This window comes from Frateuria sp., from assembly GCF_035943815.1.
Lineage (GTDB): Bacteria > Pseudomonadota > Gammaproteobacteria > Xanthomonadales > Rhodanobacteraceae > Frateuria_A.
The window spans coordinates 185,469-198,338 of sequence record NZ_DASZBU010000012.1; the positions used below are offsets into that span (position 1 = coordinate 185,469).

A 12,870-nucleotide genomic window follows, 5' to 3' on the forward strand; every position below is an offset into this window, starting at 1 on the left:
GAAGCGTCTCGGGGTCGTCTTGGGGGAATCACGATGAATCGTTCGTTGAAACTGTCGATGCTGCTGGCGCTCGCGCTGGGCAGCACCCAGGCGGCGGCACTCGACCTGGGCCAGGTCCAGGTCAAGTCGGCGCTCGGCCAGCCGCTGCTCGCGGAGATTCCGCTTACGCCCGACAGCCCCGCGGAGCTGCGCAATCTGAGTGCGCGCCTGGCCTCGCCGGAAGACTTCGCCCATGCGGGCCTGTCCGGTGCGCGGCCCGACGTCCCATTGCAGTTCGCCGTCGTCGACGTGGGCGGTCGCAAGGTGATCCGCATCACCAGTGCGGTGGCGATCAACGACCCCTACCTCGATCTGCTGGTCGAAGTGGACAACGCCAGCGGCCGCAGTCTGCGCGAATTCCCGATCCTGCTCGATCCGCCGGGCACCCAGGCGGCGCCCGTCGTGAGCGCGCCGCGTAGCGCGTCGCGCGCCGCGCCGCGTTCGGCCGCGGCGCCCGCCGGGCCTGCATCCGCCCGGCCTGCCGCAAGCCAGGAGGCGCCCGGCGGCCGATACGGCCCGGTCGAGCGGGGCCAGACGCTGTCCAGCATCGCGCGCAAGCTCGCTCCCGCCGGCGTCGATGCAAGCCAGATGATGATGGCGCTCAAGCAGGCCAACCCCGGTGCCTTCTACCAGGACAACATCAACGCGTTGAAGAGCGGCGCAGTGCTGCGCGTGCCCACCAGCCAGGAGGCGCAGGCCAGGAACATGGCTGCCGCCATGGCCGAGGTTCGCCGGCAGAACAGCGACTGGCGCGCCGGTGCCGTGCGTTCGACCACCACCACCGTGGCCGATGCGGCTACCCGCGCCCAGACCTCCAGCGCCCCAGGCGGCGGCTCTGCGGCCGACCGGCTCGCACTGGTGCCCGCGAAGGAGGGCGGCAAGGGTGCCGGTGCAAAGGGTGGCAGTGGCAAGGGTGACGCCGCCCTGCGGCAGGACCTGCTGCGCAGCCAGGAGTCCCTGACCACCCTGCAACAGCAGAGCGCCGAGCTGAAGTCGCGCCTCAAGGACCTGCAGGACATCAACGACAAGAACACCCGCCTGCTGGCGCTCAAGGACAACGAGATCGCCGAGCTGCAGCAGAAGCTGGCCGATGCACGCAAGAAGGCCGGCCTGCCGGCGGCTGCAACACCCTCCGCCGCTGCCGCCGCCTCGTCCGTCCCGGCGGCGGCCAGCCGGCCACTGGTTGCCGCCGCCGCGCACAGCGCCGCGCCGGCCACGCCCGCCAGCGTCGGCTCTGCCGCACGCGTCGCAGGCGCGGCCAGTGCCTCGGCAGCGCATGGTGCCACCACTGCGGGTACCGCCAAGCCGGCGGTCGTCCCGGCCAGCAAGCCGGTCGCCAAGCCCAAGCCGGCACCAGGGCGGGGCCCGGTCGAGGAGCCCTGGTACATGCAGCAGTGGGCCTGGGCTGCGGCCGGTGGTGCGGTCCTGTTGCTGATCCTGCTCGCCCTGCTTGGGCGCCGGCGCAAGCCGGCCGAGCCGAGCCGGGCCACGCCGGTGGCGCCCTCGCTGGCCGACCGCTTCGGCAACATGCCGGCCGTGCCCGCGGCCAGCGCCGATCCGGATCAGGACGAACTGCTCGATCAGCTGGCCGAGCATCCGGACGACATCGGCCTGCACCTGGAGCTGGTGAGCCTCTACTACTCGCGCCGCGACGTCGAGCACTTCGAGGCCGCCGCCGAGGCGATGCATGCGCACATCGCCGATCCGCAGCAGGACGAATGGCAGGACGTGCTCGCCATGGGCGAGGACCTGGTGCCAGGCCATCCGCTGTTCGCGGGCGCCGGCTACGAGGCGCCGGAGGCGTTCGCCGAAGAGCCTGACCACCACGCCGGAGAAGCCTTGCATCCGTTCGACCTCGGCAGCTACGCGTCGGACGACGAGGAGAACGGGACGTCGCCGACCCGCGAGCCCGCGAGCGCGAAACCGAAGGTCAGCGAATACCACTTCGACTTCGACCTCACCCCGCCGCGTCCGAACCCGGCGCCGGAGGTGGCGGACGCGCACATGGCGGACGATGAGTCCGACCATACTGTGGCCCGCGATCTCGCATCGGTTTCGGAGGACGAAAAATCCGCTCACTCCTCATGGGCCTTCGAAGAGCCGATCGAGGAGGCCGCGGGAGCGGCGCACGCGGCCGCGCCGCACGAACCGGCCGAATTCAGCGACGACCCGATCGACACCAAGCTCGATCTCGCCCGCGCCTACATGGACATGGGCGATGCGGACGGTGCCCGCGCCATGCTCGAGGAAGTGATGAACGAGGGCAGCCAGATGCAGAAGGACGCGGCCCAGCGCCTGCTCGATTCGCTGGCCTGAGTTTCCCTCGCATACTTGCACGACGGGCCGGCCATGCCGGCCCGTCGTGCTTTCAGGGGAGCGGCCGCAGTCAGGCTGGTCTTGTGCCCCGGTGGGGGCGCCCTGCAGGGATGGCGACAGCTGCTAAGCTTTTCTGCTGTTCTGCAGGATTCCATCCATGCGCATCGCCCTGGGCGTCGAATACGACGGCACCGATTTCCTCGGCTGGCAGCGCCTGACCCACGGCGCCACCGTGCAGGGTGCGCTCGAGCGGGCGCTATCGCGCGTGGCGGCCCATCCCGTCGAGGTGACCTGCGCCGGGCGCACCGATGCCGGCGTGCACGGGCGTTGCCAGGTGGTGCACTTCGATGCGCCGGTCGAGCGCGATATGCGTGCCTGGGTGCTGGGGGCGTGTTCGAACCTGCCGGCAAGTGTGGCGGTATTGTGGGCGCGAGCCGTGCCGGAGGCCTTCCATGCGCGGTTCTCGGCGCGCAGCCGGCGCTATCGCTACGCCATCCTCAATCGCCCGGTGCGGGCAGCGCTGGATGCTCGCTACGTGACCTGGGAACGGCTGCCGCTGGATGCCGGGGCGATGCATGCTGCGGCGCAGGCCTTGCTCGGCGAACACGACTTCTCCGCGTTCCGCGCCGTGTCCTGCCAGGCCGCCCATGCGCGCCGCAGCGTGCTCGGGCTTCAGGTGCGCCGCGAGGGCGCACAGGTGATCATCGACATCGAAGCCAATGCCTTCTTGCACCACATGGTTCGCAACATCGTCGGTTCGCTGCTGCTGGTCGGGCGCGGGCAGCGGCCGGTCACCTGGCCGGGCGAGCTGCTGGCCGGCCGCGACCGCGAGGTCGCGGGCCCGACCGCGCCGGCTTCGGGCCTTACCTTCCTCGGGCCACGCTACGAGCACCATTGGCAGCTGCCGGCGGAGGTGAGCGCGTGACCCGCATCAAGTGCTGCGGCATGGTCCGCATCGAGGACGCCTTGCTCGCCGCCGAACTGGGCGCCGACGCCATCGGCCTGGTCTTCACCGCGCGCAGCCGCCGGCAGGTGGGCATCGGGCAGGCGCGTGCCATCGTGCGCGCGTTGCCGCCGATGGTCGCTACGGTGGCGTTGTTCATGGACGACGACGCCGTGTTCGTCGACGAGGTGATCGACGCCGTGCAGCCGCAACTCCTGCAGTTCCACGGTTCCGAAAACGATGCCTGGTGCGCCCAGTTCGGGCGGCCTTACCTCAAGGCCATCGCCATGGGCGAGCCCGACGCGGCCCTGCCGCTGCTGCGCGCCTTCCCCGGCGCCGCGGGCCTGCTGCTCGATGGCCACGGGCTGGGCGAGGCCGGCGGCACCGGCCGGAGCTTCGACTGGTCGCTGATGCCGCGTGACCTGGCGCAGCCATTGATCCTGGCCGGCGGCCTGGACGCGGGCAACGTGGCCCGGGCGATCCGCATCGCCCGGCCATGGGGCGTGGACGTGTCCAGCGGGATCGAGTCGGCGCCCGGAATCAAGGACCCGCAAAGGATGCGCGCCTTCATCCAGGCGGTGCGCGAGGCCTGCTAGCCGAGTGCTTCGCGCAGCCACGCACCCAGTGCGTCGATGCGCTCGTCCTGGCTGCGGCGCGAGGCGGCGAGAATCCAGCGGCCCTGCGTCGGGGCGAATCCCCAGGGCGCGATCAGGCGGCCCGAGGAAAGGTCATCGGCCACCAGCTGCATCGGCGCGATGGCGACTCCAAGTCCGGCCACGGCCGCTTCCAGCAGGTAGTACAGGTGCTCGAAGCCCTGGCCGTGAACCAGCTCCTGCGGTGCGATGCCGTTAGCGGTCGCCCATTGGGACCATGCTTGCGGGCGCGAGCTGGTGTGCAGCAGCGGCTCGCCGACGAGCGCGCGCGCGGGCTGGCCGCTCAGGCGGCCGGCGAGCGTGCAGCGTGGGCTCAGCACCGGTCCGATGTGCTCGGTTGCCAGTTCGCGTACCCGCCAATCCTGTGGCCAGGGTGGCTCGGCGAGCAGCAGCGCGGCGTCCAGGCCCGGCAGTGCCGGCTCGAAGGGCGTTTTCTGTGCGCTCAGGTGCAGCTTCAGCGAGGGCAGGTCACGGCCGAGCTGGTCCAGCCGCGGAATGACCCAGCGTGCCAGCAGGCTGCCAGGACATCCGAGCACGAACGGCCGTTCCGCCTCGGCTGCGGACAGGCGCTTCCAGGTATCGCGCAAATGCTCGAACGCCGCCCCCGCGCCATCGCGCAGTTGCTGGCCAGGCGCGGTCAACGCCAGGCCGCGTCCCTGCCGGGCGAACAGCGGCTGGCCCAGGGCTTCCTCCAGGGCACGGATCTGCCGGCTGATGGCGCCGTGGGTGACGTGCAGTTCCCTGGCCGCGCGACTGACGCTGGTCAGCCGGGCGGTTGCCTCGAAGGCGCGCAGTGCGTTGAGCGGCGGCAGGTCGCGTGGGGCTGACATCGTGTGAGTTTTGCTGACAGATGGAAGCGATCTTATCGCTTTTCCCTTCAGCCGCCCTGCGTTAGCGTGCGTGATCCGCCGTCCCAGTCCGCCGGGCGGCCGCGGGTACTGCACGGGAACTCACATGTCATCGATCCAGGATTTCCACCGTTGGCCGGACGAGCACGGCCGTTTCGGCGCCTACGGCGGCAGCTATGTCGCCGAGACGCTGATGGCGCCGCTGGCCGAGCTGACCGCGACCTACCAGCGCCTGCGCCAGGACCCCCGCTTCCTGGCCGAGCTCGATCGCGACCTCAGGCACTACGTGGGCCGACCCAGCCCGGTCTACCACGCCGAGCGGCTTTCCCGGCACGTCGGCGGCGCGCAGATCCTGCTCAAGCGCGAGGACCTCAACCACACCGGCGCGCACAAGATCAACAACACGGTCGGTCAGGCGCTGGTCGCCCGCCACATGGGCAAGCCACGGGTGATCGCCGAGACCGGCGCGGGCCAGCACGGCGTGGCCACCGCCACGGTCGCCGCCCGCTTCGGGCTCGAATGCGTGGTCTACATGGGCGCGCTGGATATCGAGCGGCAGAAGATCAACGTCTACCGCATGAAGCTGCTGGGCGCGCAGGTCGTACCCGTTACCTCGGGCTCCAGGACGCTCAAGGACGCGCTCAACGAGGCAATGCGCGACTGGGTGACCAACGTGGCCGACACCTTCTACATCATCGGCACGGTGGCCGGTCCGCATCCCTATCCGCAGATGGTGCGCGACTTCAACGCCATCGTCGGGCGCGAGGCGCGCGAGCAGGTGCTGGAGCAATACGGCCGGCTGCCCGACGTGATCACCGCCTGCGTCGGTGGCGGCTCCAACGCGATCGGCCTGTTCCATGCCTTTCTCAATGACGCCGGCGTGCGCATCGTCGGCGCCGAGGCGGCGGGCCTGGGCCTGGCCAGTGGTCATCACGCCGCCTCGCTCGCGGCCGGACGGCCAGGCGTGCTGCATGGCAACCGCACTTACGTTCTGTGCGACGACGACGGACAGATCACCGAGACGCATTCGGTCTCGGCGGGCCTGGATTACCCCGGCGTCGGCCCTGAACACGCCTTCCTCAAGGATGCCGGTCGCGCCCAGTACGTGGGCGTCACCGACGACGAGGCGCTGGAGGCATTCCATCTGCTGGCGCGCAACGAGGGCATCCTGGCCGCGCTCGAGTCGAGCCACGCCGTGGCGCAGGCGATGAAACTGGCCCGCGAGTACCCGAAGGATGCGCTGGTGCTGTGCAATCTTTCCGGCCGCGGCGACAAGGACGTACACACCATCGCCGCGCGCGAGGGAGTTCAGGTATGAACCGCATCGACCGCCGCTTCGCCGCGCTCGGGGACGCCGGCCGCACTGGACTTATTCCGTTCGTAACCGCGGGCGACCCGTCGCCGGAACACACGGTCGCGTTGATGCACGCGTTGGTCGAGGCCGGCGCGGATTTGATCGAGCTGGGCGTGCCGTTCTCCGACCCGATGGCCGACGGGCCGGTGATCCAGCACGCCAGCGAGCGGGCGATCGCCAGGGGCGTTGGCCTGTCCGACGTGCTTGGCTGGGTGAACCAGTTCCGCCGGCGCGATGGCGATACCCCGGTGGTGCTGATGGGCTACCTCAACCCGATCGAGATGTACGGCTACGCGCGCTTCGCCGAGGCGGCGGTGCAGGCGGGCGTCGATGGCGTACTGCTGGTGGATTGCCCGATGGAGGAATCGGCCGTGGTGCAGCCGTTGCGCGAGGCGGGGCTGCGGCAGATCCTGCTCGCCGCACCCACCACGGCGCCGGAGCGCCTGACGCGCTTGTGCGCTGCCGCCGAGGGCTTCCTTTATTACGTGTCCTTCGCCGGTATCACCGGGGCTGCGCGGCTGAGCACGGCAGACATCGCCTCCCGCGTGGCGGGTCTGCGCGAGTACGCCGCCGCGCCCGTGGCCGTGGGCTTCGGCGTGCGCGACGCGGCCACCGCCAAGGCCATCGCCGGTTTCGCCGACGCGGTGGTGATCGGCAGCGCGCTGGTGGAGAGCCTGGCCGGTGCGGCCACCGAGCCGGAGATCGCCGGCCGCGCGCGGGCGTTCCTGCAGCCGATCCGGGCCGCGCTGGACGCGGCCTGAGCCGCCGCATGGGGCCTGCGTGGGGTAGGGCGCTGCGCTGGGGAAGGGGCCGTTCTCGGTTAGAATGGTTGCTTCACCAGAGGCGTCACTATGAACTGGCTGCAGAAAATCATGACTCCACGCGCGGGCGCGCGCAGTGCGCCGGCCGGCAAGGGCAAGGTACCCGAGGGCGTATGGGAGAAGTGTGGCGGCTGCGGTACGGTCCTGTACCGGCCGGAGCTCGAGCGCAACCTGATGGTCTGTCCCAAGTGCGGCCACCATCATCCGATCGGTGCACGCGAGCGGTTGAAGTCGCTGTTCGACGAGGGCTCCATGCAGGAGCTCTGGGCCAACCTCGAGCCCACCGATCCGCTGAAGTTCCGCGACTCCAAGAAGTATCGCGACCGCATCGTCGCCTCGCAGAAGTCCACCGGCGAGAAGGATGCGCTGGTGACCATGAGCGGCCGCCTCAAGGGCCGCCCGCTGGTCGCGGCAGCGTTCGAGTTCTCCTACATGGGCGGCTCGATGGGTTCGGTGGTGGGCGAGAAGTTCACTCGCGCCGCCGAGCGCGCGCTGGCCGACAAGAGCGCGCTGGTGTGCTTTTCCGCCACCGGCGGCGCGCGCATGCAGGAGGCGCTGTTCTCGCTGATGCAGATGGCCAAGACGTCCGCCGCGCTGGCGCGCATGCGCGACGCCGGCGTGCCCTACATCAGCGTGATGACCAACCCGACCACCGGTGGCGTATCCGCCAGCCTGGCCATGCTCGGTGACATCAACATCGGCGAGCCCAAGGCGCTGATCGGTTTCGCCGGCCCGCGCGTGATCGAGCAGACCGTGCGCGAGACCTTGCCGGAGGGCTTCCAGCGCTCGGAATTCCTGCTCGAGCACGGCGCGATCGACCTCATCGTCGACCGCCGCGAGATGCGCGACAAGCTCGCCGAGCTGTTCGGCCTGCTGATGAAGGCACCGCGCGCGGCGTGATCGCCGCCCGTGCGATGACGATGCCGCCTTCGGGCGGCATCGTCGTTTCGGCGGCCGGCTTTTCCACAGCTTGTGTGGATGCCTTACGGATAAGCCTGTGGACAAACCACGCAGCCCGCTTTGCCGACAGGCACTTGGCACATCCTGGCGAAGTTTTGCCCATGAGCGAGGCGGAGCGCGCCGTCGCTCGACGACTTTTCCACAATGCCTGTGGAGCCGGCTGGGGCAAGCCTGTGGATAGGTGGCCTATCCTGCTGATCGGCAAGCGAGAAGCGACAGCATGGACACGAACTGACCAGTGTTGCGGTTACCACCGCTGACACGTCCCGGACCGGCCTGCGGCGGTACCGCTAGATGAGACCGGCGAGCCAAAGCGAGGCGCAGCCGAGAACGCTGCCCAGGCCGATCGCCGCCAGCACGTCGCTCGGGTAGTGCAAACCGAGCACCACGCGCGACATCGCCACCAGCGAGGTGAAGCCGAGCAGCAAAGGCGCCAGGCCCGGATACCAGGCCAGCGCCACGATCGTGAAGCCCACGGCCTGCAGGGTGTGTCCGGAGGGAAAACTGAATTCGTCCAGCGGCGCCACGTGCGCGACCACGCCCGGGCAGGCGTGGAACGGCCGTGGCCGGCGCGTCCAGCGCTTGAGCACGCGATAGAGCAGCAGCGCACCCAAGCCGGTAGCCGCCATGTGCGCCGCAGCGCTGGCGCCGCGCCTGCCATCGGCCAGCGCGAGCGCCAGCATCAGTGCATACCAGAACACGCCGTCGCCCAGGCGGCTTACGATCCCGAACGCCACACCGACCGCGCGCCGCGTACCCCACCGATTGGCGAGCACGCAGACCTTGAGGTCCAGCGCGAAGCGCGGCAACTCAGGCGTGGGCGCAGATGCCATGGACCGGACTCTCCCCGCGTGCAAGCCCGCAAAGCAGTGCTTCGAATTCGCGCAACACGGCATCGGGCGACAGCCGTTCGACGCTGGCCCGCGCGGCACGTCCCATGTGCCTTATCAGACCCGGGTTGCATGCCAGCGTCGCCGCGGCGGCAATGAAACCCTCCGTGTCTCCCGGTGCGATGCCATAGCCGTTGTGCCCATGGCGCAGGTGATCGTGCGCGGCGCCCTGGTCGAAAGCCACTACCGGCAGTCCTGCGGCAAGCGCCTCGAGAATCACGTTGCCGAAGGTTTCGCTCAGGCTGGGAAAGAGGAACGCGTCCGCGCTGGCGTAGTGGCGCGCGAGCGATTCGCCGCGCTGCGCGCCGGCGAAGATGAAATCGGGATTCGCTGCCGCCAGCGCGGTGCGCTCAGGTCCTTCGCCCACCCATACGTAGCGCGCCGCGGGCATGCGCTGCTGGATGGCCCGAAAGGCCTCGACGGCCACCGCAAGGTTCTTCTCCGCCGCGATGCGTCCTACGTACAGAACCACCGGCGTGCTTCCGTCGGCGCCCCAACCGGCACGCAGCGCCGGGTCGCGCCAGGCGGGATGGAACTGCGCGGTATCCACCGCACGGCGCAGCAGCTGCACGTTGTCGAGGCCCTGGCCGCGCAGCTCCGCGGCCAGCGCGTCGGTGGGCACCAGCGTGGCATCGGCCCGACGATGGAAGCGAAGCAGGTAGCGCCGCACGGCCGGCCCGAGCACGCGCAGGCCATAGTGCGCGGCATAGGTGTCGAAGCGGGTGTGGAAGCCGGTGGCCACGGGAATGCCCAGCCGGAGCGCGGCGCGCAGGGCGGAGTGGCCGAGCGGGCCTTCGGTGGCGATGTACAGTGCATCCGGCCGCAGGCGCCGCCAGCGCTCGCGCAGCAGGCGGCCCGCGGGCAGCCCCATGCGCAGGCCGGGATAGCGTGGGAGCGCCACGCCGTGTACTTCCTGGACCAGGATGCCCGGCTCATCCTCGAACGCATCGCGCTGGCGCGGGCGCACCAGCTCGACGCTGTGCCCGCGCGCGGCCAGCCCGGCCGTGAGCCCATGCACGGTCAGCGCGACGCCGTTGATCTGTGGCGGATAGGTTTCGCTGACGATGCCGATGCGCATTGCAAGTCCCCATCACGGTCGGGGACAGCTTCGGACCGACGCGTTGCGCGGCGGTGGCGGGCCGGTGACCACGGCATGACGCAAGCCAGCGCCGTACGGCCGGCCCGGCGAGGAGCCGGCCCATGAAACGGATGGCGCCACCGTGGGGCGCGACGTCACGGCCCGCTTCGGATTGAAGGGCGTGGGCGTGGCGCCGGCTGGGGTGGACACGCAGCACACTGGGCGCCACTACTTGCCGGTCGACGTATCCGACCTTCAGCCGACCGGCCAGAACCGTTCTCAAGCTCGTGCCTGATCCGATACGCTGGAGTCGGGAGACTCCAATCACGTGCCGATGCGCCGGTAATCTCCCGCAGGATTACCATCCACGTGAAATACGCAGGCTCGCCCGGAGGTCCCCCATGAAAGCCAGGCTCATTGCCGCCGCGATGCTGGCGTTACCGAGCGCCGCGATCGCCACCGTGGCGATGGAACCGCTGCAGGCCGCGGCGACGCTGCATGAAGCGCCTTCCTCACATCACCAGCTCTTCGTGGTGAAGTTCGTCCTGCGTCAGGCACCGCCAGACAACGCGCCACCGCAGATTGAGATCGACCAGGCCACGCCCGAGATCATGCCGCCTTCGGCAGGCAGCGTTTCGGCGATGTTGCTCGGAGCGTTCCATCGCGACCCGAACATGCTCATCTGCTCCGGCTGGGGCTGCGAGAACGGCGTGCGCTGATCGGGCGAACGGGTGCGGTCAGCGCCCGAAGTACACCGAGACACCGAGATTGGCCAGCCAGCGCGGCGCGGCGCCGGCGAGGCGCCGGTCCAGCCCGACGTCCCATTGCACGCGCGGCGTGGCCTGCCAGGCGATCCCGGCGCCGGCCAGCCCGCCGCTTCCCCGTCCGGGCACGCGCAGCCAGGCCGCCTCGGTGTAGACATTGAGGTCCGGGCGTAACGCGAAGCTCTCGCCCAGGGCGATCGTGGTGCGGTTCGTGCGGCCGGCACGAACGTCCTCCAGGTACAGGCCCAGCGCGTTGCGCGCATCGAGTTGAAGGTTGAATTGCGTTCCCAGCAAGTACTGCCGCCGATCCGCGCGCAACGGCGGCGAGCCGTCGGTGAATTCCACGCTGGCGAGCAGGCCCCAGGTGAACGGGCCCTCGGCCGAGGGGGCGAATTTCAGGCCCAGGCTGCTGTCGCCGTGGCCATCGTTGCTCTGGTCGCCGCTGCGCAGGCGAGCGTAGGGCACGATGCCGAGCTGCAGTTCGAGCGGGCCTCCCAGCCCCACGCGCAGCAAGGTGTCGATGTTGGCCTGGCGCGAAGTGACGCCATCGACGCGGTCGAGGCTCCAGTCGGGCAGGCCCTGTTCCCAGGTGACCTGGCCTGCGCCGAGCACCGCAGGGGTGAAGCCGATGCCCGGGCGATCGTAGCCGGGGTTGTCCGCACGCGCGCCCCCGATGGCTACGAGCCATCCGGCAGCCGCCATCAGCAACGTACGTGCCGCACGCACCGTACGTCGGCTGGACGCCGGGTATCGGCTAAAATCCTTCGTTTGGCCTCGCACCAGAAGACTTCCCATGACCGTCCGCACCCGTTTCGCTCCCAGTCCCACCGGTTTCCTGCATATCGGCGGCGCGCGCACCGCGCTGTACTGCTGGCTGGAAGCGCGCCGCCGCGGCGGGCAGTTCCTGCTGCGCATCGAGGATACCGACCGCGAGCGCTCCACGGACGAGGCGGTGCAGGCGATCCTCGACGCGATGGCCTGGCTGGACCTTTCCGCCGACGCGCCGGCGGTCTACCAGACCCATCGCCTGGCCCGCTACAGGGAAGTGGCCGAGCGCCTGCTCGCCGAGGGCAAGGCCTACTACGCCTACGAGAGCAAGGAAGAAATCGAAGCCATGCGCGAGGCCGCCATGGCCAAGGGCGAGAAGCCCCGCTACAACGGCTATTACCGCGACCGCAACGAGCCGTATCGGGAAGACCCCAACCGCGTGATCCGTTTCCGGAACCCGACCGAGGGTTCGGTGGTGTTCGAGGACAAGGTCAAGGGCCGAGTGGAGTGGGCCAACGCCGAACTCGACGATCTGGTGATCTTCCGCTCCGACGGCTGGCCGACCTACAACTTCGCCGTGGTCGTGGACGACATCGACATGGGAATCACCGAGGTCATCCGCGGCGACGACCACGTCAACAACACCCCGCGCCAGATCAACATCTACAAGGCGCTGGGCGCGCCGGTGCCGGAGTTCGCGCATCTGCCGATGATCCTGGACAAGGAAGGCAAGAAGCTGTCCAAGCGAACCGGCTCGGTCAGCGTGATGGAGTACCGCGACGCGGGCTACCTGCCTCACGCCATCCTCAACTACCTGGTGCGGCTGGGCTGGTCGCACGGCGACCAGGAGATCTTCTCGCGCGAGGAGATGGTCCGCTTGTTCGATATTTCCGACGTGAACAAGGCCGCCTCGCGGTTCGATACCGAAAAGCTCGCCTGGCTCAACCAGCACTACCTCAAGACCGACGATCCGCAGGCGCTCGCACCCGAGTTCGCGTGGCACCTCCAGCGTGCAGGAATCGACGCCGGACGGGGACCCGCGCCCGCCGATGTCATCGTTGCGCTGCGCGACCGCGTGCACACGCTCAAGGAAATGGCCGAGCGCGCCAGGATCTGGTACGCGCCGATCACCGAATGGGACGACAAGGCGGTCGCCAAGCACCTGCAGAACGAAAGCGCCGTGGCCGTGCTGAAGGAAGCCCGGATCCTGCTGGCCGAGGTCGAATGGAAGCCGGAGTCGATTCACCAGGCGATCGAGCGGATCGCCGCAAAACTGGAGCTAGGCATGGGCAAGATCGCCCAGCCGCTGCGCGTGGCGATGACGGGCACCCAGGTATCGCCGTCGATCGACCACACCATCTATCTGGCCGGTCGTTCGGTAGCGATCGAGCGCATCGCCGACGCGCTCGCGCGCGCGCAGAGCTGAGGCGCGGCGC

12 protein-coding genes are annotated in these 12,870 nt (G+C 69.5%); 8 read left to right on the plus strand and 4 right to left on the minus strand.

What is annotated here, in order from left to right; all coding sequences use genetic code 11:
* The first annotated feature begins 33 nt into the window (after nt 1–33).
* From VGU65_RS08330 to VGU65_RS08340, 3 genes are all read left to right on the plus strand, one after another.
* Nucleotides 34–2,355, plus strand: coding sequence for a motility hub landmark protein FimV (locus VGU65_RS08330; RefSeq protein ID WP_327474583.1), 2,322 nt, complete (start codon nt 34–36; stop codon nt 2,353–2,355).
* Nucleotides 2,356–2,512: 157 nt separating this feature from the next.
* The gene (truA, locus tag VGU65_RS08335; RefSeq protein ID WP_327474585.1) at nt 2,513–3,280 is read left to right on the plus strand and encodes a tRNA pseudouridine(38-40) synthase TruA; all 768 of its coding nucleotides are present in this window, start codon (nt 2,513–2,515) and stop codon (nt 3,278–3,280) included.
* Nucleotides 3,277–3,894 (plus strand): phosphoribosylanthranilate isomerase, encoded by a 618-nt coding sequence (locus tag VGU65_RS08340; protein ID WP_327474587.1) that lies wholly within the window; start codon nt 3,277–3,279, stop codon nt 3,892–3,894. Before truA ends, VGU65_RS08340 begins: the two co-directional genes overlap by 4 nt.
* On the opposite strand, the gene VGU65_RS08345 is transcribed toward VGU65_RS08340, so the two are convergent.
* Nucleotides 3,891–4,781, minus strand: a complete 891-nt coding sequence (locus VGU65_RS08345) for a LysR family transcriptional regulator (RefSeq protein ID WP_327474589.1) — start codon at nt 4,779–4,781, stop codon at nt 3,891–3,893. The two genes, VGU65_RS08340 and VGU65_RS08345, sit on opposite strands and share 4 nt — an antisense overlap.
* A gap of 124 nt (nt 4,782–4,905) precedes the next feature.
* Here VGU65_RS08345 and trpB point away from each other — a divergent pair, with 124 nt between their 5' ends.
* The 3 genes from trpB (at nt 4,906) to accD (ending at nt 7,874) form a co-directional block, all read left to right on the plus strand.
* Nucleotides 4,906–6,117, plus strand: coding sequence for a tryptophan synthase subunit beta (gene trpB / locus VGU65_RS08350; protein ID WP_327474590.1), 1,212 nt, complete (start codon nt 4,906–4,908; stop codon nt 6,115–6,117).
* Complete coding sequence (gene trpA / locus VGU65_RS08355) at nt 6,114–6,914, plus strand: tryptophan synthase subunit alpha (protein ID WP_327474591.1); 801 nt, start codon at nt 6,114–6,116, stop codon at nt 6,912–6,914. The genes trpB and trpA overlap by 4 nt, the downstream gene beginning before the upstream one ends.
* Nucleotides 6,915–7,004: 90 nt before the next feature.
* Entirely contained in the window at nt 7,005–7,874 is an 870-nt protein-coding gene (gene accD / locus VGU65_RS08360; RefSeq protein WP_327474592.1) for an acetyl-CoA carboxylase, carboxyltransferase subunit beta, read from the plus strand.
* 350 nt (nt 7,875–8,224) lie between these two features.
* On the opposite strand, the gene VGU65_RS08365 is transcribed toward accD, so the two are convergent.
* Entirely contained in the window at nt 8,225–8,767 is a 543-nt protein-coding gene (locus VGU65_RS08365) for a phosphatase PAP2 family protein (RefSeq protein WP_327474594.1), read from the minus strand.
* A complete protein-coding gene (locus VGU65_RS08370; RefSeq protein ID WP_327474596.1) occupies nt 8,745–9,902 on the minus strand; it encodes a glycosyltransferase family 4 protein in 1,158 nt (385 codons plus the stop codon). Before VGU65_RS08370 ends, VGU65_RS08365 begins: the two co-directional genes overlap by 23 nt.
* Before the next feature lie 401 nt (nt 9,903–10,303).
* Between VGU65_RS08370 and VGU65_RS08375 the strand changes: the two genes are divergently transcribed.
* A complete protein-coding gene (locus VGU65_RS08375; RefSeq protein WP_327474598.1) occupies nt 10,304–10,621 on the plus strand; it encodes a hypothetical protein in 318 nt (105 codons plus the stop codon).
* A gap of 18 nt (nt 10,622–10,639) precedes the next feature.
* Here the strand turns inward: VGU65_RS08375 and VGU65_RS08380 are convergent, their stop codons facing one another.
* Nucleotides 10,640–11,368, minus strand: coding sequence for a transporter (locus VGU65_RS08380; RefSeq protein WP_327474600.1), 729 nt, complete (start codon nt 11,366–11,368; stop codon nt 10,640–10,642).
* A 91-nt stretch (nt 11,369–11,459) separates the two neighbouring features.
* Here VGU65_RS08380 and gltX point away from each other — a divergent pair, with 91 nt between their 5' ends.
* Nucleotides 11,460–12,860 carry a glutamate--tRNA ligase gene (gltX, locus tag VGU65_RS08385; RefSeq protein ID WP_327474602.1) on the plus strand — a complete coding sequence of 467 codons (1,401 nt, stop codon included), beginning with the start codon at nt 11,460–11,462 and terminating at the stop codon, nt 12,858–12,860.
* Nucleotides 12,861–12,870 lie beyond the last annotated feature (10 nt).

Coding starts and splice junctions, on each gene's coding strand:
- VGU65_RS08330 (WP_327474583.1), top strand. CDS start 34: ATGAATCGTTCGTTGAAACTGTCGATGCTGCTGGCGCTCGCGCTGGGC.
- truA (WP_327474585.1), top strand. CDS start 2,513: ATGCGCATCGCCCTGGGCGTCGAATACGACGGCACCGATTTCCTCGGC.
- VGU65_RS08345 (WP_327474589.1), bottom strand. CDS start 4,781: ATGTCAGCCCCACGCGACCTGCCGCCGCTCAACGCACTGCGCGCCTTC.
- trpB (WP_327474590.1), top strand. CDS start 4,906: ATGTCATCGATCCAGGATTTCCACCGTTGGCCGGACGAGCACGGCCGT.
- trpA (WP_327474591.1), top strand. CDS start 6,114: ATGAACCGCATCGACCGCCGCTTCGCCGCGCTCGGGGACGCCGGCCGC.
- accD (WP_327474592.1), top strand. CDS start 7,005: ATGAACTGGCTGCAGAAAATCATGACTCCACGCGCGGGCGCGCGCAGT.
- VGU65_RS08365 (WP_327474594.1), bottom strand. CDS start 8,767: ATGGCATCTGCGCCCACGCCTGAGTTGCCGCGCTTCGCGCTGGACCTC.
- VGU65_RS08370 (WP_327474596.1), bottom strand. CDS start 9,902: ATGCGCATCGGCATCGTCAGCGAAACCTATCCGCCACAGATCAACGGC.
- VGU65_RS08375 (WP_327474598.1), top strand. CDS start 10,304: ATGAAAGCCAGGCTCATTGCCGCCGCGATGCTGGCGTTACCGAGCGCC.
- VGU65_RS08380 (WP_327474600.1), bottom strand. CDS start 11,368: ATGGCGGCTGCCGGATGGCTCGTAGCCATCGGGGGCGCGCGTGCGGAC.
- gltX (WP_327474602.1), top strand. CDS start 11,460: ATGACCGTCCGCACCCGTTTCGCTCCCAGTCCCACCGGTTTCCTGCAT.